The following is a 20546-nucleotide window of genomic DNA, read 5'->3' as shown; positions in this document are numbered from 1 at the left end:
CCTCATGGACCTGACGATTCTCTACCGCGGGCCGCTCGCTTCGTGCGATTACGACTGCCCGTACTGCCCGTTCGCCAAGCGGCGCGACAGCCGGGAGCAGTTGCGGGCCGACCGGGCCGCACTGGAGCGGTTCACGGCGTGGGCGGCGGCACAGACCGATGACCGGATATCGGTGCTGTTCACCCCGTGGGGCGAGGCGCTGGTCCGTTCCTGGTACCGCCGGGCGCTGGTCGAGCTCGCCCGTCTGCCGCACATCCGCCGGGTGGCGATCCAGACGAACCTCAGCGGCCGTACGCAGTGGCTGGCCGCGGCGGGCACCACCGGCCGGGACAAGATCGCGCTCTGGTGCACGTACCACCCGGGCCAGACGCCGTACGAGCGCTTCCTCGCCCGGTGCGACGAGCTGGCGTCCCTGGGGATCCGCCACAGCGTCGGTGTGGTCGGTCTGGACGGTCATCTCGACGAGGCGCGGCGGCTGCGGGCGGCGCTCCCCGAAGAGGTGTACCTCTGGGTCAACGCCGCGGAAGGGCACAGCTATACGGACGAGGAGGCCGGCCGGTGGACGGAGATCGACCCGCTGTTCCCGTACAGCCGCCACCCGCACCGCTCGGCCGGGCTGCCCTGCCGCACCGGTGAGTCGGTCATCTCGGTGGACGGGGACGGCACGGTGCGCCGCTGCCACTTCGTCCGGGCCGCGCTCGGCAATCTCTACGACGGAAGCTATCGGGGTGCGTTGGGCCCGCGGGTTTGCCCGCTGGCCGTCTGCGACTGCCACATCGGCTACGTCCATCTGGAGACACTGCCGCTGTACGACGTCTTCGCGGGCGGCGTACTGGAACGCATACCGGCCCGGCAGTCGTCCCTCATCGAGCGCGCGAGCCCCTGACGGCCTCACCCACGACCGACGGCGGCGTCGCGGCGCCCGTGACCTGCGCCCGCGGCGTTGTCGTCAGTCGCCAATCGTGGGTGCGGCCGTCATTCCCGGGATCACCGCCCCGGGGTTCGCCGAGCGGCGCCCGTTCGGTGAACCCCGTCCCGGCGCCCGGCCCCTCAGAGCGGCAGCAGATCCGGCCGCTTCGCCTCCACGTGGTCGCCCGAGGACTCGCCGCGCAGCCGGCGCCCGATCCACGGCACCAGGTACTCGCGCGCCCAGTGGATGTCGTCGCGCCGGACCTCCAGCGTTCCCCGGTGCGCCTGCGGCGGCCACTCCTGGTCCGGGTCGGCCGGCACGCCGAGGCCGAGGACCTGAGCCGCACGCAGCGCTACCCGGGTGTGTCCCTCGGGCGACAGGTGCAGCCGGTCGCCGTCCCATGCGCGCCGGTCCTGCACGGAGCGCAGCGACCACAGGTCGAGAACCGGGCAGTCGTAGCGGTCCGCGATGGACCGCACATGGGCGGTGTAAGTGGCGATCTTGCCGCGCAGATGGCGCAGCACGGGAACGCCGCGGGTGTCGAAGCCGGTGGTGACCATGACGGTGCCGACCGATTCGGTCAGCTCGGCGACCGCGCGCTCGAAGCGCTCGGCCACGTCGTCGGGGTCGGTTCCCGGCCGGATGATGTCGTTGCCGCCCGCGCAGAAGCTCACCAGGTCGGGGGCGAGTTCCTTGGCGCGCGGCACCTGCTCCTCGACTATCTGGTCGAGGAGACGTCCTCGTACGGCGAGATTGGCGTACCTGAAGTTCCCGGGCGCGGCACTTCTTGTGCCCGGCTCCGTTTCGAGGTCCGGGAGCTGGTCCGCGAGGAGTACCGCGAATCGGTCCGCCCAGCCGACGAATGTTCCGTCCGGGCCGAGGTCGCCGACTCCCTCGGTGAAGCTGTCGCCAATCGCCGCGTACGACTCGATGGCGCCCTGTCGGTTGATGACGCCCTGTCGGAAGTTTCTCGAATCGTCTGCCACAACGGCATATCCTGCACTGTCGAATGTGACCTACGCGACCGTAATATGGGGTTGACGGGTGGTGAGATAGGCCACCCGGTCAGTTTTTGGTAAAGGGGGAATAAGCAGAGGGACGGCGCGCCGCCGCGCACCGTCCCTCTGTGTATTGCCGTGGTCCGGGTCGCCGGACCGGCGTTACCTGGATCAGACGTAGATTCCGTGCGACGCCAGGTAGGCGATCGGGTCGATGTCCGAGCCGTACGACGGACCCGTGCGGATCTCGAAGTGCAGGTGCGGGCCGGTCGCGTTGCCGGTGGCACCCGAGAGCCCGACCTGCTGGCCCGCGCTCACGGTCTGGCCCGCCGAGACGGAGAGCGAGGACATGTGGCCGTACTGCGAGTAGTGGCCGTCGGCGTGCTTGACGACGACCTCGTTGCCGTACGCGCCGCCCCAGCCGGCGGTGACGACGGTGCCCGAGCTGATCGACTTCACGCTGATGCCCGTGGAGACGGGGAAGTCGATACCGGTGTGGCTGCCGCTGGACCAGTTGGCGCCGGAGGCGCGGTAGGCGGTGGTGTGGTTGCCGGGAACCGGGTGGACGTAGCCGGAGCCGGTGCTCCGAGCGGCCTGGGCCGAGGTTCCGTTGGACGCCTGGGCGTCGGAGGAGGACGAGGAGTTGGAGGCCACGGGGGCCTTCGACTCGGTCTTGGCCGGAGCCGTGGACGGGGCCTTCGACGGGGTGGTGGCACCCGCGGAGGTCTGCGCGTCGGTGGTCGAGGCCTGGCCGCCGAGCGTCAGCTTCATGCCCGGGAAGATCAGGCTCGGGTCGTCGCCGACAACCTTGCGGTTGTCCTGGTACAGCTTCTCCCAGCCACCCTTGAGCTTGTGCTCGGCGGCGATCTTCGACAGGTAGTCGCCGGAGACGACGGAGTACGTCGTGGTGCCGGCCTGCTCGGCGGAGACCGGCTTGGCCGGGGCGGCGTGCGTGGCGGCGGCCGACTTCGGAGTGACGGGAGCGGTCTGCTCCGCGGCGCCGGCGCCGGTGGCGCCGAGCAGCGGAAGCGCGATGACGGCTCCGCCGGCACTCGCGACGATGACGGCACGGGCGATGGTGCTGGACTTCGGACTGCGGTGCTTACCCGATATGGGCATGAAGGTTTCCCTCTCCGGCGCCTACGAGGTGAGCTGTCGGGTTCGGGCTGGAGATGCCCGGTCGCGCTTGGCGCGACTTCACCCCAAGCCGGCCGGATCTCTCCGGTCGGCGGCTTACCTGGTTCCCCCGCTCCTGCCACACGGTGAGTGGGTTTGAATTCCGGACGGCGGCAGGATTAGGCATTCCATCCGGATTGGCATTGAACGTAAGCGAGCCGGGACGGCAGAAACAAGCCACACGTTCCATTCCGGATTCCGCTCCGGAAAATCTGTGCGGAATTCCGGTCACACTCCGTGGATTACCGACCTTGGCCTTCCGCGCGGCGCACGGATTACCCAACAGGCGGGCCGCCACACACCGTCACGGATATGATCCCGCTCACGAGAGGGAGGCCACCCCCCGCGCAAGCGGGGCATGTTCTACCAAAAGCCCTAATACGGACACATCCTGCCTGTCGTTCACTCCGGAGACACGACCGTCCCGCGGCGCGACCACCCGTCGCAGCCCGTGCCGCGGCGGCCTCGAACCGTGGCGGTTCGGGACCGGACAGGGCCCCGCTCAGGGGTTGTTGTCGAGATGGTTGCCTGAGTAGTCGATGTCGTATCGTCACGGGAGTGGACCCGTCGGCGGCACGCGTCGGCGCCAGAGCCTCCAGGAGTGACCGTGACGCAGCAACTGCCGCAGACCCCGTCGACGGAACCCGAGCTGGCAGGGGTCCGTAATTTCCGTGACGTGGGCGGGCTGCCCACGTCGGACGGCCGTCGGGTGCGGTACGGACGGCTCTACCGCAGCGGTCACCTGGCGGGTGCCACCCCCGAGGACGCCGCGTTCCTCGGAAGCCTCGGCCTGCACACCGTCTTCGACTTCCGCAACGCGGCCGACCACAGGCTGGACGGACTGGACATCGAACTGCCCGGCGTGCGCAATGTGAACATCCCGCTCAACGATCCGGCGGAAGGCGCCGAGTTCTGGCAGATGGTGCGCGACGGCGACATAGACGAACTGCGCGGCCTCCTCGGCGACGGCAAGGCAGCCGCACGCCTGACCGCCTCCTATCGCACGATCATCCTGGAGCGCACCGCCGAGCACAGCCGCGTGCTGCACGCCCTGGCCGAGGACAGCGTCCCCGCTCTGATGCACTGCGCGGCGGGCAAGGACCGGGCGGGGCTCTCGATCGCGGTCTCCCTGCTCGCGGTGGGCGTCGAGCGCGAGGCCGTCGAGGCCGACTACCTCAAGTCCAACGACGCCCACCGCCGCTACCGGGTGCGCCGCAGCGACACCTCGGCGGCCGGGACGTCGCCCGAGGTGATGGAGCTCCTCAGCCCGCTCTTCGGTGCCCACCGCGAATATCTCGACGCGGCCTTCGCCACGATCGACGAGACCTGGGGCGGCACCGACCGCTACCTCTCCGAGGGGCTGAAGATCAGCCCCGAGACGCGGGAGCGGCTGCGCGAGCGGCTCCTCGACGAGGCCTGACCGGTCGCCCGAGCCGCACGGCCCGCGGCTACTGGTTGTTCATCCCCACCGCGAACAGCAGGTAGAGGAAGCCGGCGACGACGTGCCCGGCCACCAGGTAGGCGAACAGCCTGATGACGAGCCCGCGCGGCATCTTCCTCTCGTGCGAGTCGGAGTCCTTGCGCCTGGCCGGCGTGAGCGGGTCGTAGTTCTCGGAATCGGACATGTCAGTCCTCTCTCGCGACCGGACGCGCCGGCGGCGGGGACGGCGCCTCAGCGACGGTGGATCCCGCTGCCGAGACACAGCTCGGCAGCGGGGCTCTGCAGCAGGGTGTGAACGAAGAGCAGCTCGGCACCGGAATGGTCCGGCGCCGCGATCTGATGCGGGGTGAGCGAGTCGAAGTGCGCGCTGTCGCCGGGGGCGAGGTCGTGCACGGTCTCCCCGAGGGTCACCCTGAGGTGCCCGGCCAGGACGTACAGCCATTCCTCACCGGGGTGGACGCGCACCAGGTCGCCCTGCGCGCCGTGCGGAACCCGGACGCGCAGGGCCTGCATCGCCCGGCCGGGTCCCCCGGCCTGCTGGTACATCCAGCCGTCGGCCTCGGCCCCCTCGAACTTTCGGCCGCGGACGATCGCGTCACGTTCCGGGGGGATCTCGCCGAGCAGCTCGGAGACCGTCGTACCGTAGATCCTGGCAAGTCCGAGAAGCATCGGCAGCGAGGGCTGCCGCCGGCCCGTTTCGAGCCGGGACAGATGGGCGGGCGAGAGTCCGGCGTGCTGGGCGGCGGTTTCCAGGGTGAGCCCGCGGTCACGGCGCAGATCGCGCAGTCGTGGCGCGACACCGGGCAGCTCGTCGGGCACCCCTCCGGCTGGAGGATTCATTCCTCCATTGAGCCAGGAACTTTCCTCAGAGGCAAATTTCTTACCTCCGAGGCAAACCCCTGTTGATCAGCGGTTGGCAACGGCCTGCCTCACCAGAGTCCGGCCGAAGTCCCACATCAGTCCGCCGTTGTGCGCGTCATCCATCACCGCCGTGAACGCGGTCACGAACCGGTCCACGTCCGCCTCGTCGATGACGAGCGGCGGAATCAGCTTGATCACTTCGAGGTGGTCGCCGGAGACCTGGGTGAGGATCCGGTGCTTCTGGAGCAGCGGTACGACCACCATCTGCGCGAAGAGCCCCTTGCGGGCCGCCTGGAGCATGGTCCAGCGGCTGCGCAGCTTCAGCGAGGACGGCCGGCCGAACTCGATGCCGATCATCAGCCCGCGTCCCCGCACCTCGTGCAGCAGCTCGTAGCGGCCGACCAGTGCGGCCAGCCTCTCGCGCAGCAGATCTCCGGTTCGGCGCGCGTTCGCCACGGTCTCCTCGTCCTCCATCACCGCGAGGACCGCGAGTCCGGCCGCCATCGCCTGCGCGTTGGAGCCGAAACTGGCCGAGTGGACCAGCACCCGGTCCATCGACGAGTAGACGCGTTTGAAGATCCAGTCCTTGCCGAGGGTCGCCCCGACCGGAACATAGCCGCCGGAGAGCGCCTTGGCGACGCAGACCAGATCGGGTTCGACCCCTTCCTCGTGCTGGTACCCGTAGAAGTCACCGGTCCGGCCCAGGCCGGTCTGCACCTCGTCGGCGATGAGCAGGGCCTTGTGCCTGTGCAGCAGCTCCTGGGCGGCACGCAGGAAACCGGGCGGCGAGGCGTGCACGCCCTTGCCCTGGATCGGCTCGACGACCAGGCCGGCCACATCGCCGCGCTTCAGCTCGCGCCGCAGTGCGTCGAGGTCTCCGAGCTCGATCGCGGTGTCGGGCAGCAGAGGGGCGAAGCCGTCCCGGAACCCGGCCTCGCCGTTGACCGAGAGCGCGCCGGTGGTCAGTCCGTGGAAGGCATGCGTGCAGTACAGGATCCTCGGCTTCCCGGTCGCGTACCGGGCGAATTTGAGCGCCGTCTCGACGGCCTCCGTACCGCTGTTGCCGAAGAACACCCGGTCCAGGTGCGGGCTGTGTGCGAGCAGCTTCTCGGCCAGCAGTCCCGGCAGCGGCTGGCAGTCGAAACGGGTGAGGTCGGCGAGCGAGGCGTCCAGGACGTCGTGCAGCGCCTTGCGTACGACGGGGTGGTGCCGGCCGAGCCCCATCACCCCGAAGCCGGCCAGCATGTCCAGGTAGTCGTTGCCCTCCGCGTCCCAGAAGTGCGCGCCCTCGGCCCGTTCGTAGACCTTGTCGAAGCCGATGGTGCGCAGCATGCGCGGGAGCTGGTGGTTGAGGTACTTCGTGTGCAGTTCGTAGCGTTCGGCGCCGCGCTCCGCGAGGAGCCGCGCCAGATCGAAGCCCTTGGGCCCGTCGTCCTTCATGCCCCGCTCTCCTTGTGTCCGTTGCCCAGGGCGTTGCGCTCGTCGTACCCGTCGCCGACGGCGATTCCGTGTCCGTCGGCTGTTTTCCGCGCGGCCAGCGTGGCGCTGATCCGGCCCGCGATCTCGACCGGTGTGAGTCCGATGTCGGCCAGTACCTCGGCGCGCTTCCCGTGCGCGAGGAACTGCTCGGGGATCCCGAACGTCCGCAGCGGTACGTCGGTGCCGGCGTCCCGCAGCGCCTGCCCGACCGCCGAGCCGACGCCTCCCGCCCGGCTGTTGTCCTCGACGACCGCGACGAGCCGGTGCCGCGCGGCGAGCGGGGCCAGCTCTTCGTCGACCGGCTTGACCCAGCGGGGGTCGACCACGGTGCAGCGGATGCCGCCGCCCGCGAGCAGACCGGCGGCCTTGAGGCAGACGGGAGCCATGACACCGACCGCGACCAGCAGCACGTCGGCGTCCGGGGCGCGGCGCAGTACGTCCATGCCGCCGATCCGGCCGATGGCGGGGACCGCCTCCCCCACCGACTCCTTGGGGAACCGGATCATGGTCGGTGCGTCGTCGACGGCGACGGCCTCCCGCAGCTGGGCCCGCAACTGGCCGGCGTCGCGCGGTGCCGCGATCCGGAGCCCCGGCACGACCTGGAGCAGGGACATGTCCCACATGCCGTTGTGGGACGCCCCGTCCGGCCCGGTGACCCCGGCCCGGTCGAGGACGAAGGTCACTGCGCAGCGGTGCAGCGCGACATCCATCAGCAGCTGGTCGAAGGCCCGGTTGAGGAAAGTGGCGTAGACGGCGACGACGGGGTGCAGCCCGCCGGTCGCCAGCCCCGCCGCGGAGACCGTCGCGTGCTGTTCGGCGATCCCGACGTCCCAGACCCGGTCGGGGAACGCCTCGGCGAACTTCGTCAGCCCCACCGGGTGGAGCATCGCGGCCGTGATGGCGACGACGTCCGGCCGCTCCGCCCCGATCGCGGCGATCTCGTCCCCGAACACCGAGGTCCAGGAGGGGCCGGCGGCCGGGGCGAGCGGAGCGCAGGTCAGCGGGTCCATCGCGCCGACGGTGTGGAAGCGGTCGGCCTCGTCATGGAGGGCGGGCTGATAGCCGCGGCCCTTCTCGGTGAGGCAGTGCACGAGCACCGGCCCGTGGAAGCGCTTCGCTCGGTGCAGCGCGGATTCTACGGCGGCGGTGTCGTGCCCGTCTATGGGTCCGACGTACTTCAGGCCGAGGTCCTCGAACATGCCCTGCGGGGCGAAGGCGTCCTTGAACCCCTTCTTGGCGCCGTGCAGCGATTCGTAGAGCGGCTGCCCGATGACGGGGGTCTGCTGGAGGACGCCCTTGCCCCAGGAGAGGAAGCGTTCGTAGCCGTCGGTGGTGCGGAGTGTGGCGAGGTGGTTGGCCATGCCGCCGATCGTCGGCGCGTAGGAGCGCTCGTTGTCGTTGACGACGATGATCAGTGGCCGGGCCCTGGCGGCGGCGATGTTGTTCAGCGCCTCCCAGGCCATGCCGCCGGTGAGCGCCCCGTCACCGATGACCGCGACGACGTGGTCCGGGCGGCCGAGCAGCTGGTTGGCCTTGGCGAGGCCGTCGGCCCAGCCGAGCACCGTGGAGGCGTGCGAGTTCTCTATGACGTCGTGCTCGGACTCCTCGCGAGAGGGGTAGCCGGAGAGGCCTCCCTTGCCGCGCAGCTTGGAGAAGTCCTGCCGCCCGGTGAGGAGTTTGTGTACGTAGCTCTGGTGGCCGGTGTCCCACAGGATGCGGTCCGCGGGCGAGTCGAAGACCCGGTGCAAGGCGATGGAGAGCTCCACCACGCCGAGGTTGGGCCCCAGATGACCGCCGGTCCTGGCCACCGCCTGAACCAGGAACTGTCTTACGTCATCGGCGAGTTCGCCAAGTTGTGGTTCGTTCAGCTTCTTGAGGTCGTGCGGCCCCCGGATGCTCTGCAGAAGCGTCATGCCCGGGCCCCCTCTCTGGTCCTGTTTCAGCTCACGGTGACGGCGGGGACCCCCGATGGCGTCCGTGCGTCGTCCATGACCTCAGCGATCTTCAGAACTTCCTCGATGAGGGTCTCGCCGATCCTCGACTCGGGCAGGCCGGCGCTGACCCGGTCCGCGATCCGCCGCGGAGCCGCACCGATGTCCGACGTACGCGTCGTCGTCATCGACATCGTCATCGACGGCACCGGAACCGGCGCTTCCCGCCGACCGCCACCGACCCGGCCTGGATGCGCCGCGCGTGGCGGCGCATCGCGAGCGGCCGGGCCGGCGGCTCGGGGAGATCCAGTACGACTGGTTCTCCGGCGGTCATCACCTCACCGGTTCCCGCCGATGGTCTCCCGTGCGGCACGCAGGGATTCCTTCAGCGACCCCATGGTGGCGAGTACGGCGGTGGGCTCGTAGCCGCAGTGCGCCATACAGTTGGCGCAGCGCGGGTCCTTGCCGCGGCCGTACTTGTCCCAGTCGGTCTCCTCGATGAGTTCCCGGTACGTCGGCACGTAGCCGTCGCTCATCAGATAGCAGGGGCGCTGCCAGCCGAAGAGCGAATAGTTGGGAATGGCCCACGCCGTGCACGGGAAGTCGGCCTTGCCCTCAAGGAAGTCCAGGAAGAGCGGCGAGTGGTTCAGCCGCCACTTGGCCCGGTTGCCGCCCGCGAAGGTCTTCTTGAACAGCTCGCGGGTCTGCTCGACCCCCAGGAAGTGCTCCTGGTCGGGTGCCTTCTCGTATGCGTAGGCGGGCGAGATCATCATCTCGTCGACCTTCAGATCGTCATTGAGGTAGTTGAGGACCTCGATGATGGTCTGCGGGGTATCGGTGTTGAAGAAGGTGGAATTGGTGGTGACCCGGAAGCCGCGGCGCTTGGCCTCCTTGATCGCGGCCACCGCCTCGTCGAACACTCCTTCCTTGGCTACCGATTCGTCGTGCCGCTCGCGCAGCCCGTCGATGTGCACGGCGAACGCGAAGTAGGGCGACGGCGTGAATTTCTCGATCTTCTTCCGCAGCAGCATCGCGTTGGTGCAGAGGAAGACGTACTTCCTCTTCGCCACCAGCTGTCGGACGATTTCGTCGATCTGCGGATGCATCAGCGGCTCGCCGCCCGCGATGGAAACCATCGGGGCGCCCGATTCGAGCACCGCGCCGACGGCCTGCGCCACCGGCATGCGCTGCTTGAGAACTCCGGCCGGATGCTGGATCTTCCCGCAGCCCTCACAGGCGAGGTTGCAGGCGAACAGAGGCTCCAGCTCGACAATCAGCGGGAACTTTTCCCGTCTGCGGAGCTTCTGTTCAGCGAGGTACGTCGCAATCTTGATGGTCTGACGGAGCGGCATGGCCATCTAGCTCACCTCCTGGGGAGCAGCAAAGATCGGTGCCATTCATAGAAAGCCGGTAGGACGGCACGAAGAACGCGGAATGCCGATATTCCACCGCGGACCGTGCCGATGCGGACGAGCTCATGCTCCGGGGCGTCCACGACCACCCGTACGGCCGCAACCGGGCGTGGCCCGGAGCACAGGGCGGTGCGCAGAGTGGCGGCGGACTCCATGTCCACCGCGATCGCTCCCGTGGTCCGCAGCCCGGCCCGCTCATGCCCGCGTACGACATGGTCGGAGCCGGTCAGCGGACCGGTGTGGACGGTGCGTCCCGGTACTGCTCTGGCCAGTGCGTCGGCAAGCAGTTCGGTGCCGGTGCAGGCGGCCGACTCCCCGGCGAACCGGGTCTCGTCGGCCACCACCAGATCTCCGGGGTGCATGCCGGGCGTCAGCCCGGCACAGAACCCCGAGGCGATGACCGCGGCTCCGAACGCCCGGCCCTCGCCGAGCGCCCGCGCCACGGCGGTTTCGGCGGCCTTGGGCCCCATGCCCGTACGCAGTACGGTCACCGCACCCGGGGCCTTGTCCGTCCTGCTCCTGCCGGTGCGCAGGGCGAGCTGTTCGATGCCGAGCGCGCAGGCGATCAGCAGCGGGGCGGCGGGACCGGGCGGCCCCGCGGGTTCCCCCATCAGGCCCCCTCACGGATGCTCGTGCGGCCGGCGAAGGGGTCGCCGTGCACGTACCGCCCGAGTGCGGTCAGCGGGAAGACCTGTCGGTAGAGGTGGTAGTTGATGGAGAAGTCCCAGGGGAAGCCGGTTCCGGTGAAGTACGGCTCGTCCCAGGAGCCGTCGTCCTGCTGGGTATCGGTGAGCCAGGCGATCCCGCGTGCCACGGAGGCGGTGTCCCGTCGGCCCGCGGCAAGGAGTGCGAGCAGCGCCCAGGCGGTCTGGGACGCGGTCGAGGCTCCGTGGCCGATCCACTTGTCCTCGCTGTACGAGCGCAGGTCCTCGCCCCAGCCGCCGTCGTCGTTCTGGACGGACTCCAGCCAGCCGACCGCGCGCCGGATCGAGGGGTGCGCCGCGGGCAGTCCGGCGGCGATCAGAGCGGGCACCACCGACCCGGTCCCGTATACGTAGTTGACCCCCCAACGGCCGAACCAGCCGCCGGCCGCGTCCTGTTCGGCGAGCAGCCACTCGATGCCGCGCCGGGTGACGGGGTTCGTGGCATGACCCTCGATGGCGAGCATCTCCACCACGTGTCCGGTGACGTCCGCGGACGGCGGGTCGATGACCTCGCCGAAGTCGCAGAAGGGCAGCCGGTTGGGGAACGGGCTGGTGTTGTCGGCGTCGAACGCGCCCCAGGCGCCGTTGCGGGACTGCATGCCGACGTTCCAGCGCACCCCCCGTTCGATGGCGGCCTCGATCCGTGCCGGCTCCGGGTGACGGACCCGGCGCAGCGCGAGGACCACTTCCGCGGTGTCGTCGATATCGGGGTAGTTGTCGTTGTGGAACTCGAACGCCCATCCGCCCGGGGGGAGTTGGGGCCTGCGCACCGACCAGTCGCCGGGCCGGGCGATCTCCTCGCCGAGCATCCAGTCCGCCGCCTTCACGAGCGCCGGGTGGTCGGGGCTCACTCCGGCGTCGGCGAGCGCGATGGTGGCGAGGCAGGTGTCCCAGACCGGGGACTGACAGGCCTCGATCATGCGGGCGCCGTCCTCGCGCCAGACCGCGAACCGGTCGAGCGAGGCGAGTCCGGCCCGCATCACCGGGTGGTCGAGGTCGTAGCCCAGCAGATGCAGCGCGATGACGGAGTAGACGGCGGGTGGCTGGATCCCGCCCCAGCAGCCGTCGTTCTCCTGGCGTTCGATGATCCAGCGGGCGGCCGCGTTCATGGCGAGCCGGCGCACTCTGCGCGGGGCGATCCGGTGATAGAGGTGCAGCGCCTTGTCGAGGCGCTGGAAGACACCGTCCCAACTGGCCGCCGGAGCAGGGCGCCTGGGTGGGTTCGGTTCGCCCGGGTCGGCGTGCAGCTCGTCCAGTGCGAAGGGGGCCGGCCGGACGGGACGCTTGGCGGAGACGACCGTGAGGGGCACGATGGTCTGGCGGGCCCAGCAGCCGAAGTCGTAGATATTGAGCGGGACCCACTTGGGAAAGAACATCAGTTCGGGTGGAAGTTCGGGGAGGTCGTCCCATTTCCACCAGCCGAAGAGGGCCAGCCAGATCCGGGTGAACACCCGGCTCGCCGCGATCCCGCCCTGCTCCCTGACCCACCCCGCGGCACGGACCATGTGCGGGTCCTCCGGCCGGTCACCGGCCAGCCGCAGTGCCACGTACGCCTCGATGGTGGCGGAGAGATCTCCGGGGCCGCCGTGGAAGGTGGCCCAGGTACCGTCACCGAGCTGTTCGCCGCGGATGAAGCGGCCGGCCGCCCGGACCGTGGCGGAATCCTGAATTCCGAGGAACTGGCGGAGCAGGAGGTCCTCGGCGTCCATGGTGACGTTGGTGGCGAGGTCTCCCTTCCACCAGCCCTGCTCGTCCTGTCGGCCGAGGAGATGCTCCACCGAGCGTTCCGCGGCCAGCCGCGCGGCGGCCAGTACGTCGTCCGCGGCGATGGTTGATTCGGTTGTCGGTCTACTGGCCGAGGCTGCGCGGGGATCCACAGCCCCGGTGCTTCCGTCGGTCGTCGCTGTCATGGCTTCCCCTTCGTGCAGTTGGTCCTCTGCTGTGCTGGGGTCTCCGTCGGCCGGCGCCCGTAACGAGCACCGGCCGGCGACTGCGAGTCATATGGACCAGATGTTCATCATCTCTTTCGTACAACGACGAAGTCCGCGAGCGCGGTGAGCTGCGCCCGCACGGTTTCCGGCATGTCGACACCGTGCAGCGCCTCGATGGCGACCGCATGCTGACGACGCGCCTCCTGAGCGGTCCATTCGCGGCCGCCCGCCTCCTCGATGAGTGCCGCACGGGCGGCGAACTCCTCTTCGGAGAAGCTGTCGAAGTCGCTGCTCTTCGCGTCGGCGGAGAGCAGCTCGCCCAGACGCTCCGAGGCCGGTCCGCCCGCCGCGAGCGCGGCGACGACCGGCAGGGACTTCTTGCGCTGGCGCAGATCGCTCCAGGTCTGCTTACCGGTGGACTCCGGGTCGCCCCAGATCCCGAGCAGGTCGTCGACCGCCTGGAAGGCGAGGCCCAGGTGGTAGCCGTACGCCTCCAGGACGTCGGCGGTACGGTCGTCGGCGCCGCCGAGCACCGCGCCGATGGAGCAGGCGCAGGCGAGCAGGGCGCCCGTCTTGTTGCCCTCCATCTCCAGGCACTCCTCGACGGTGACCCGCTCGCGGTGCTCGTAGGAGATGTCCTGGGCCTGCCCGTCGATGAGCTTGCGGGTGGCCGAGGTCAGCCGCCGGGCCGCACGGCCCGCCTCGGCCGTCCCGAGCTCCAGCAGGATCTCGTTGGCCAGCGCGAAGAGCGCGTCGCCGACCAGGATCGCCTGGGCGGGGCCGTGCACCTTCCACACCGTGTCGCGGTGGCGCCGCTGCTCGTCGCCGTCCATCAGGTCGTCGTGCAGCAGCGAGAAGTTGTGCACGAGTTCGACGGCCACGGCGCCGGGGATGCCGGCCTCCGCGGCGGCGCCGGCCGCCTCCGCGGACAGCAGGGCCAGCGCCGGGCGCACGGCCTTGCCGCCGTCGCCGTCGGAGGGCCTGCCCTGGGCATCGATCCAGCCGAAGTGGTAGGCGGCCACGGTGTCCATGGGCGGTGCGAGCCGGTCAACGGCAGCCCGGAGCACCGGCGTGGCAAGGGCCCGTCCGCGCTCCAGAAGCGCGGTGACGTCCGTGGTGTCCGCCACGGTGTCGGAAGCCGGATTCGCCGGGGTCACTGACTCTCCTCTTGTTCCGGTGGTACTGCTCATGCCGCCTCCTGCAGCGGATGTTCGTGGGTGCGGCCCAGCGCCTGGAGTGCGGCGTCCGCTGCGCCGGCACCGCTGCGGACGGCACCCTCCATCGTGGCGGGCCAGCCGGTGGCGGTCCATGCTCCGGCCAGGAAGAGGCCGGGGGCGCGGGTGCGCGTCCCGGGCCGCAGCCGGCCGACTCCGGGGGCCGGCGCGAAGGTCGCCGTCCGCTCCCGGGTGACGAAGAAGTCCCTGATGCCGGCCCCGCGGGCGGCGGGGAGCAGCCGCTCCAGCTCCGGCAGGTAGCGCGCGCGCAGTTCGGCGACGGGCAGGTCGATCTCCTCGCCGGCCGCGGACTGGGAGACGGCGAGGTACTGCCCGGGGCCGGTGAGTCCGGAGGCCTCGGTACGGTCGAAGACCCACTGGACCGGTGAGCCGATCGCGGTGAAGAACGGCTGCCGCAGCACCTTGCGGTCGTAGACCACGTGCACGTTGAGGATCGGCGAGCTGCCGATCTCCAGCAGCCGCTCCGGTGCGTGGAGCGCGCCGGCGGGCAGCAGGTCGTGGGTCTCGCGCTGCGGCACGGCCAGCACGACGGTGTCCGCCTCGATCCGCTCGGCCCCGGTGTCGACCACCCAGCGTCCGTCGTCGGTACGGGTGAGCGCGCCGGCCTTCGTCCGCAGTTCGGTGCGGACACCGGCGGAGTCCAGGGCCTTGCGGCTCAGCGTGTCGTGGACGTCGCCCAGCGGTACGGAGGCCCAGCCGATGTCGGCGGCGCCCCGGTCGGAGAGCAGGCCGGTCTTGAAGACCTTCGCGGCGAGCGCGAGCGAGGAGTTCGGCGCGGTGGCGTTGAGCGTGGCGACGCCGACCAGGTCCCAGAGCGCCTCGATGGTGCGCGGGGACTGGCCGTGCCGGGCGAGCCAGCTGCCGAAGTCGATGTCGTCCAGCGCGGGATCGTCCGGGTCGAGCCGGCCCAGGGCCAGCGCGGCGCGCCCGACGCCCGCCCGCTCGGCGAGCGAGAGGTGCCGGTATCCGGCGAGTCCGGCGGCGAGGTGGAACGGGACCGGCAGCCCATTGCGGCGCAGCCGTCCGAGCCGGGGGCCCGAGGGCCGTCCGACATCGAGGACGGGCACGTCCAAACGGTTTTGCAGGGGTGACAGCCGGGTTCCGTCGACGCGGTCGAGGAACCAGCGGTACGCGGTGCAGCAACGCAGGTAGACGTGCTGGCCGTTGTCGACCGTCAGTTCACCGCGCCGGAAGGAGAAGGCGAGGCCGCCGAGCCGGGGCCGGCCTTCGAGCAGGGTCACGTCAAGCCCGGCGTCGGCCAGGCGCAGGGCCGACGTGATGCCGGCGAGCCCGCCGCCGATCACCACCGCCCGGGAGGAACGCAGGCTGTCGTCCGTCATGAATCCCCCTCTCGCCAGGTCTTTCCAGTCTGGGACGCAGCGCCGCGGCCGGGGGTTGCCCGCCGTCCGGACTGATCATCCATGGTGCTCATGGTGCGTGAGATGTCCGTGAGGCGCATTCAGACACGCCCTCTGGCCGTCCGGCGGGAGATGTAGCGGGCGTCGAGACCCGACAGGCCGCGCACCGCCACATACGCCTTCTCGTGGCCCGGCAGCGAGACCCGGCCGCGCAGCACCGCCTCGGGATCGCGCTCGATCCGGTCGAGGAGCCTGCGGTAGATACCGGCCATGGCCGCCACACACGCGCCGCTGCGCCGGTCCAGCATCGGCAGCAGCCGGTAGCCCTCGGCGAACAGGGCGCGGGCGCGCCGGACCTCGAAGTGGACGAGTCCCGCGAAGTCCGAGCCGGGCGGCGGGGTGGCCCGGTGGAAGCCCTCGGAACAACCGAACTTGGCGAGGTCGTCGGCGGGCAGATAGGTGCGCCCGTTGCCCGCGTCCTCGCGGACGTCGCGCAGGATGTTGGTCAGCTGGAGCGCGAGGCCGAGCGTGTCGGCGTACTCCGCGGCGCGTTCGACGCCGGGTGCGCCCGGCTCCGTACCGAAGACGCCCAGGCTGAGACGGCCGATGGAGCCCGCGACGCACCGACAGTAGGTCTTGAGGTCGTCCCAGGTCTCGTAGGTCGCGCCGCGCACGTCCATCAGGACACCGTCGATCAGCTCGTCGAGCCCCTCCAGCGGCAGCGGGAACCTGCGGGCGGCGTCGGCGAGCGCGACGGCCACCGGATCGGTGTCGTCGTCGTCGACCGCGCCGTCGCGTACCCGGTCCAGGAGTGTGCGGGTGCCCTCCAGGCGGACGCGCTTGGTCTCCGGTTCCAGCTCGCCGTCACCGATGTCGTCGACACGACGGGAGAAGGCGTACAACGCCGACATGGCCTGTCGCTTCTCGGCCGGCAGCAGCCTGATGCCGTACGCGAAGTTTCGCGCCTGCTGTCCGGTGACCGCCTCGCAGTAACTGTATGCGGCCTGTACCGGTGCCGACATGTACGTCGTCTGTCCCTCCACGGTCCGGCTCACCCCTCTCTACGCGCTCTTCGCAAGACAACTCCCACCTCGCGCAGCAGGCTGGGCTTGGTGGGCTTGGGCGGTCCCGGCAGTACATCGAACCCGGCGGCCGCGATCGCGGTGAGGGCGGCACGCCCCCCTCCCACGAATCCGGCGAGAAGCAGCTTGAGCCTGCCGTGGACGCTACCCACCAGGGGGGTGCCTTCATTCAGCAGATCCCCGGCGCGTTCCGCCTCGTACGCGACCAGCGCCCGCACCGACGCGCTCCCGGAGCCCGCCGCAAGATCGGATTCGGCCACATGGAACCTTGCCATGTCGTCGGCCGGCAGGTAGATCCGGTCCCGGCCGAGGTCCTCGGTGACGTCCTGGAGGTGCTCGACGATCTGCAGTGCGGTGCAGACGGCGTCCGAGCGGCGGATCCGTTCGGGGCTCGCCGTCCCGGTGAGCTGGAGGACCAGGCGGCCGACGGGGTTGGCGGAGAGCTCGCAGTAGGCGAGCAGTTCCTCGTACGTCCCGTAGCGGCGGATCTTCTGGTCCTGCCGGTTGGCCTCGATGAGGCCGAGGAAGGGTTCGGGGGTCAGCGAGCAGCGCCGCACGGTGGGGCGCAGTGCCTGCAGCAGGGGGTGGTGCGGGGTCGCGCCGGTGGTGGCGAAGATCCGACGCAGGTCGGTTTCGAGTGCGTCGAGCATCGCGAGCCGGTCCTCGCCCTGTTCGGGGTCGAGGCCGAGGTGGCGGGCGTCGTTGCCGCCGGGGGCGAGATCACCGTCGCCGATGTCGTCGACGAGCCGGGCGTAGCCGTAGACGGCCATCAGGTCGTCGCGCCAGGCTCGCGGCAGAAAGAACGGAGCCACCGGGAAATTCTCGTCGGCGGCCTTGTCAAGGGTTCCGGGTACAGCGGAATCAAGCCGCGTCCGGCGGGCACGCGTCACTGCGGACCGCCCTGCGCGGGGACGGCGTGAGCACCTCGGAGCTGGAGATCATCCGTCATAGCCGTCACATCTCCCGTTCTACACTGCCAACCCAAAACAACCCATTCCGGACACGCCGCCCGTCCTCCCCAGTACGGAGGACCCCTATCGGCCTTCCACCCAGGCGGTATCGCCCTACTTGCAACGAATCAGCACCGGTACAGCTTACGTTGTACAACGCTCATCGATACGCCGGGGTGCGGGAGGCATACCAAGTGCACGCTCTGCCGTGCCAACTTTCCCCGTGCGCAAGTAGATTGACGTCATCCGGCGGGAGGAGATCTTGCCGGGAGGCATACGACGAACCGTGGACGTCCCGGGTCAGCGCCGCGGTCCGGACACGCGCAGCAGCGGCCTTTGCCGGAGTGCTCCGGCAAAGGCCGCTGCTGCGCGGAAGCCCGCGAGGCGCTACTTGCCGGTCTCCCGCTCGTACGCCTTGAGGACCTCTTCGGTCGGGCCGTCCATCAGCAACTCGCCCTTCTCCAGCCACAGCACCCGGTCGCAGGTGTCCCTGATCGACTTGTTGCTGTGGCTGACCAGGAAGACGGTGCCGGCCTCCTTGCGGAGCTCCCGGATACGTGCCTCGGAGCGGATCTGGAACTTCCGGTCACCGGTCGCCAGCGCCTCGTCGATCATGAGGACGTCGTGGTTCTTGGCGGCGGCGATCGAGAACCGCAGCCGGGCGGCCATGCCGGAGGAGTAGGTCCGCATCGGCAGGGTGATGAAGTCACCCTTCTCGTTGATGCCGGAGAAGTCGACGATGTCCTGGTACCGCTCCCGGATCTCCTCGCGGCTCATCCCCATGGCGAGCCCGCCCAGGACGACATTGCGCTCGCCGGTCAGATCGCTCATCAGCGCCGCGTTCACCCCGAGCAGCGAGGGCTGGCCGTCGGTGTAGACCTTGCCGCTCTCGGTCGGGAGCAGACCGGCGATGGCCCGCAGCAGGGTCGACTTGCCGGAACCGTTGGTCCCGATGAGACCGATCGCCTCGCCCCGGTAGGAGGTGAAGGTCACGCCGCGGACGGCGTGCACCTTGCGGACCCCGCGCTCCTCGGCCTTGCCGCGGCGCAGTATCCGGCTCAGTGCCGCGGTGGCGCCGCCCTTGCCACCGCCACCGCCGTTGACGCGGTACACGATGTGCACATCGTCGGCGATCACGGTGGGGACGCGCCCCGCGGTGGTGTCCTCAGCCACGGCCGTACCGTTCCTCTGCCTTCCAGAAGTACACAAAGCCCGCGACGCCCACCAGGAGCGCCCAGGCGAGCCCGACCACCCAGACGTGCGACGGCAGGTTCTCGGAGCCGTAACCGTCGATCATCGCGAACCGGACCAGGTCCATGTAGATGGCCGCCGGGTTGTACTGCAGCACATCGGCGATCCACGACGGCTTGTCCGCGAGCATCACCGGGATGGAGAACATGACGCCCGACGCGTACATCCAGGTCCGCATGACGAACGGCATCAGCTGCGCCAGGTCAGGGGTCTTGGAGCCGAGCCGCGCCATGATCAGCGCCAGTCCGGTGTTGAAGAAGAACTGCATCACCAGGGCGGGCACCACCAGCAGCCAGGACAGCCGCGGATAGCTGCCGAACGCGACGGTCACCGCGACCAGCACGATCATCGAGTACAGCAGCTGCTGAAGCTGCTGGAGCGAGAAGGAGATCGGCAGCGAGGCTCGCGGGAAGTGCAGTGCGCGGACCAGACCGAGGTTGCCGGAGATGGCCCGGACGCCCGCCATCACGGAACTCTGGGTGAAGGTGAAGACGAAGACCCCGGTCACCAGGAACGGGATGAAGACGTCCTGGGGAATCCCCTTCTTCGTGCCGAGGATCAGGCCGAAGATGATGAAGTAGACCGCGGCGTTCAGGAGCGGGGTGGCCACCTGCCACAGCTGGCCCAGCTTGGCCTGGCTGTACTGGGCGGTCAGCTTCGCCCGGGAGAACGCCATGATGAAGTGGCGTCGCCCGCGGAGCTGGCGCACGTACTCGAAGAGCCCCGGCCGGGCTCCGCTCACCGTCAGGCCGTACTTGGCAGCCAGCTCGGCCGAGCTGAGACCGTCGTCGGCCGATGGCGGGGTGCTCAGCGCGACCGCACCATCATGGGTTGTGTCACTCACCAGATGAAACTCTCGTATTCAAAATGCGCAGCCAGTCGCGGGCGCGGCTCAGGGCGGACAGGTCCCGACAAGAAAAATACGCCTCATGCTTCCAGAGGCGAGCGTCTCAGATGATCGGAGGGCGGCCGAGTCTGGTCAGCCGCCACACCGTACGCCACTTCATCGGACGTCGCGGTCCGCACGGTGTCGACCACCCTTCCCGGAAGCCCGCGAACCACGCCTTCAGCGCCGGGCCGGACGGCTTGCGCAGAAGGGTCAGCAGCAGCCACACGCCGAGGTACACGGGGACCAGGGGCGCCGGCAGGTTGCGACGGGCCAGCCAGACCCGGTTGCGGGCCACCATACGGTGGTAGACGGCGTGCCGGGACGGGGCGGTGGTGGGGTGGTTGAGAACCATGTCGGCGCGGTAGTCGATCAGCCAGCCGGCGTCCAGCGCCCGCCAGGCCAGATCGGTCTCCTCGTGCGCGTAGAAGAAGTCGCCGGGCAGCGGGCCGACCTCGGCGATGACCCGGGTGCGTACGGCGTTGGCGCCACCGAGGAACGTCGTCACCCGCGACGAGCGCAGCGGGTCGGCGGCCCGCAGCCGCGGCACGTGGCGGCGCTGGGTGACCCCGGTGTCCGGGTCGGCGATGCGGAAGCTGATGATGCCGAGCTTGGGGTCGGCCCCGAACGCCTGCCGGCACAGCTCGGCGGTGTCCGTGAGGGGCAGCAGCCCGTCGTCGTCCAGGAAGAGCAGGGCGTCCACGTCGGCACCGGACGGCCCGAAGGCCTCGATGCCGACATTGCGGCCGCCGGGGATCCCCAGGTTCTCGGGCAGCTCGACGGTGCGCACGCCCGCGGGGACGTCCGGTACGGGAGAGCCGTTGCCGACGACGACCACCTCGATCCGGTCGCCGTCCTGCTCGGCGACCGAATCGAGCAGGGCGCGCAGCTCGGCCGGGCGGTTGCCCATCGTGATGATGACCGCGCCGAGTTTCATGGGG

At 69.9% G+C, this 20546-nt stretch carries 19 protein-coding genes and 1 riboswitch; of the genes, 2 read left to right on the top strand and 17 right to left on the bottom strand.

From position 1 onward, the window contains the following. The first annotated feature begins 4 nt into the window (after nucleotides 1-4). Entirely contained in the window at nucleotides 5-886 is an 882-nt protein-coding gene (locus FHX80_RS28125) for an STM4011 family radical SAM protein (RefSeq protein WP_145766756.1), read from the top strand. 164 nt (nucleotides 887-1050) lie between these two features. Here FHX80_RS28125 and FHX80_RS28120 read toward each other — a convergent pair whose 3' ends face one another. Continuing rightward, the gene (locus FHX80_RS28120; protein ID WP_145766755.1) at nucleotides 1051-1896 is read right to left on the bottom strand and encodes an SGNH/GDSL hydrolase family protein; all 846 of its coding nucleotides are present in this window, start codon (nucleotides 1894-1896) and stop codon (nucleotides 1051-1053) included. A gap of 183 nt (nucleotides 1897-2079) precedes the next feature. After that, nucleotides 2080-3027 carry a M23 family metallopeptidase gene (locus FHX80_RS28115; RefSeq protein WP_145766754.1) on the bottom strand — a complete coding sequence of 316 codons (948 nt, stop codon included), beginning with the start codon at nucleotides 3025-3027 and terminating at the stop codon, nucleotides 2080-2082. A 3-nt stretch (nucleotides 3028-3030) separates the two neighbouring features. Next, nucleotides 3031-3187, bottom strand: a riboswitch (cyclic di-AMP (ydaO/yuaA leader). A 504-nt stretch (nucleotides 3188-3691) separates the two neighbouring features. Here FHX80_RS28115 and FHX80_RS28110 point away from each other — a divergent pair. Next, nucleotides 3692-4504, top strand: a complete 813-nt coding sequence (locus tag FHX80_RS28110) for a tyrosine-protein phosphatase (protein WP_145766753.1) — start codon at nucleotides 3692-3694, stop codon at nucleotides 4502-4504. A gap of 28 nt (nucleotides 4505-4532) precedes the next feature. Here the strand turns inward: FHX80_RS28110 and FHX80_RS34875 are convergent, their stop codons facing one another. From FHX80_RS34875 to FHX80_RS28040, 15 genes are all read right to left on the bottom strand, one after another. Further along, nucleotides 4533-4709, bottom strand: coding sequence for a DUF6126 family protein (locus FHX80_RS34875; RefSeq protein WP_167523674.1), 177 nt, complete (start codon nucleotides 4707-4709; stop codon nucleotides 4533-4535). A gap of 47 nt (nucleotides 4710-4756) precedes the next feature. Continuing rightward, nucleotides 4757-5365, bottom strand: a complete 609-nt coding sequence (locus tag FHX80_RS28105) for a helix-turn-helix domain-containing protein (protein WP_145766752.1) — start codon at nucleotides 5363-5365, stop codon at nucleotides 4757-4759. 66 nt (nucleotides 5366-5431) lie between these two features. Continuing rightward, nucleotides 5432-6826 (bottom strand): aspartate aminotransferase family protein, encoded by a 1395-nt coding sequence (locus FHX80_RS28100; RefSeq protein WP_145766751.1) that lies wholly within the window; start codon nucleotides 6824-6826, stop codon nucleotides 5432-5434. After that, on the bottom strand, nucleotides 6823-8778 hold the full coding sequence (dxs, locus tag FHX80_RS28095; protein WP_145766750.1) for a 1-deoxy-D-xylulose-5-phosphate synthase: 1956 nt from the start codon (nucleotides 8776-8778) through the stop codon (nucleotides 6823-6825). The genes FHX80_RS28100 and dxs overlap by 4 nt, the downstream gene beginning before the upstream one ends. Before the next feature lie 26 nt (nucleotides 8779-8804). Continuing rightward, on the bottom strand, nucleotides 8805-8996 hold the full coding sequence (locus tag FHX80_RS28090; RefSeq protein ID WP_145766749.1) for a hypothetical protein: 192 nt from the start codon (nucleotides 8994-8996) through the stop codon (nucleotides 8805-8807). Nucleotides 8997-9134: 138 nt separating this feature from the next. Then, nucleotides 9135-10154, bottom strand: coding sequence for an adenosyl-hopene transferase HpnH (gene hpnH, locus FHX80_RS28085; protein WP_145766748.1), 1020 nt, complete (start codon nucleotides 10152-10154; stop codon nucleotides 9135-9137). A 5-nt stretch (nucleotides 10155-10159) separates the two neighbouring features. Then, nucleotides 10160-10819 carry a phosphorylase family protein gene (locus FHX80_RS28080; RefSeq protein ID WP_145766747.1) on the bottom strand — a complete coding sequence of 220 codons (660 nt, stop codon included), beginning with the start codon at nucleotides 10817-10819 and terminating at the stop codon, nucleotides 10160-10162. Next, on the bottom strand, nucleotides 10819-12822 hold the full coding sequence (shc, locus tag FHX80_RS28075) for a squalene--hopene cyclase (protein WP_145766746.1): 2004 nt from the start codon (nucleotides 12820-12822) through the stop codon (nucleotides 10819-10821). Before shc ends, FHX80_RS28080 begins: the two co-directional genes overlap by 1 nt. Before the next feature lie 107 nt (nucleotides 12823-12929). Beyond that, nucleotides 12930-14033 (bottom strand): polyprenyl synthetase family protein, encoded by a 1104-nt coding sequence (locus FHX80_RS28070; RefSeq protein ID WP_167523673.1) that lies wholly within the window; start codon nucleotides 14031-14033, stop codon nucleotides 12930-12932. After that, nucleotides 14030-15418 (bottom strand): hydroxysqualene dehydroxylase HpnE, encoded by a 1389-nt coding sequence (gene hpnE, locus FHX80_RS28065; protein ID WP_145766745.1) that lies wholly within the window; start codon nucleotides 15416-15418, stop codon nucleotides 14030-14032. The genes FHX80_RS28070 and hpnE overlap by 4 nt, the downstream gene beginning before the upstream one ends. A gap of 119 nt (nucleotides 15419-15537) precedes the next feature. Continuing rightward, nucleotides 15538-16458: a presqualene diphosphate synthase HpnD gene (hpnD, locus tag FHX80_RS28060; protein ID WP_208764739.1), complete on the bottom strand. Its 921-nt coding sequence runs from the start codon at nucleotides 16456-16458 to the stop codon at nucleotides 15538-15540. Between the two features lie 29 nt (nucleotides 16459-16487). Continuing rightward, nucleotides 16488-17408, bottom strand: coding sequence for a squalene synthase HpnC (gene hpnC / locus FHX80_RS28055; protein WP_145766743.1), 921 nt, complete (start codon nucleotides 17406-17408; stop codon nucleotides 16488-16490). Nucleotides 17409-17855: 447 nt separating this feature from the next. Then, nucleotides 17856-18641: an ABC transporter ATP-binding protein gene (locus tag FHX80_RS28050; protein WP_145766742.1), complete on the bottom strand. Its 786-nt coding sequence runs from the start codon at nucleotides 18639-18641 to the stop codon at nucleotides 17856-17858. Next, nucleotides 18634-19563 (bottom strand): ABC transporter permease, encoded by a 930-nt coding sequence (locus tag FHX80_RS28045; protein ID WP_145766741.1) that lies wholly within the window; start codon nucleotides 19561-19563, stop codon nucleotides 18634-18636. The genes FHX80_RS28050 and FHX80_RS28045 overlap by 8 nt, the downstream gene beginning before the upstream one ends. Nucleotides 19564-19669: 106 nt before the next feature. After that, on the bottom strand, nucleotides 19670-20542 hold the full coding sequence (locus FHX80_RS28040; RefSeq protein ID WP_208764824.1) for a glycosyltransferase family 2 protein: 873 nt from the start codon (nucleotides 20540-20542) through the stop codon (nucleotides 19670-19672). Nucleotides 20543-20546: the final 4 nt, after the last annotated feature.

Origin of the sequence: Streptomyces brevispora, assembly GCF_007829885.1 — a bacterium.
In the GTDB taxonomy this organism is placed as follows: Bacteria; Actinomycetota; Actinomycetes; order Streptomycetales; family Streptomycetaceae; genus Streptomyces; species Streptomyces brevispora.
The sequence above is the reverse complement of the archived record's forward strand: the minus strand, read 5'-3'. Positions and strand labels throughout refer to the sequence as shown.

Coding starts and splice junctions, on each gene's coding strand:
- FHX80_RS28080 (WP_145766747.1), bottom strand. CDS start 10,819: ATGGGGGAACCCGCGGGGCCGCCCGGTCCCGCCGCCCCGCTGCTGATC.
- FHX80_RS28040 (WP_208764824.1), bottom strand. CDS start 20,542: ATGAAACTCGGCGCGGTCATCATCACGATGGGCAACCGCCCGGCCGAG.
- hpnH (WP_145766748.1), bottom strand. CDS start 10,154: ATGGCCATGCCGCTCCGTCAGACCATCAAGATTGCGACGTACCTCGCT.
- FHX80_RS28090 (WP_145766749.1), bottom strand. CDS start 8,996: ATGACGATGTCGATGACGACGACGCGTACGTCGGACATCGGTGCGGCT.
- FHX80_RS28125 (WP_145766756.1), top strand. CDS start 5: ATGGACCTGACGATTCTCTACCGCGGGCCGCTCGCTTCGTGCGATTAC.
- FHX80_RS34875 (WP_167523674.1), bottom strand. CDS start 4,709: ATGTCCGATTCCGAGAACTACGACCCGCTCACGCCGGCCAGGCGCAAG.
- hpnE (WP_145766745.1), bottom strand. CDS start 15,418: ATGACGGACGACAGCCTGCGTTCCTCCCGGGCGGTGGTGATCGGCGGC.
- FHX80_RS28070 (WP_167523673.1), bottom strand. CDS start 14,033: ATGAGCAGTACCACCGGAACAAGAGGAGAGTCAGTGACCCCGGCGAAT.
- hpnD (WP_208764739.1), bottom strand. CDS start 16,458: ATGTCGGCACCGGTACAGGCCGCATACAGTTACTGCGAGGCGGTCACC.
- FHX80_RS28100 (WP_145766751.1), bottom strand. CDS start 6,826: ATGAAGGACGACGGGCCCAAGGGCTTCGATCTGGCGCGGCTCCTCGCG.
- FHX80_RS28105 (WP_145766752.1), bottom strand. CDS start 5,365: ATGAATCCTCCAGCCGGAGGGGTGCCCGACGAGCTGCCCGGTGTCGCG.
- dxs (WP_145766750.1), bottom strand. CDS start 8,778: ATGACGCTTCTGCAGAGCATCCGGGGGCCGCACGACCTCAAGAAGCTG.
- FHX80_RS28115 (WP_145766754.1), bottom strand. CDS start 3,027: ATGCCCATATCGGGTAAGCACCGCAGTCCGAAGTCCAGCACCATCGCC.
- shc (WP_145766746.1), bottom strand. CDS start 12,822: ATGACAGCGACGACCGACGGAAGCACCGGGGCTGTGGATCCCCGCGCA.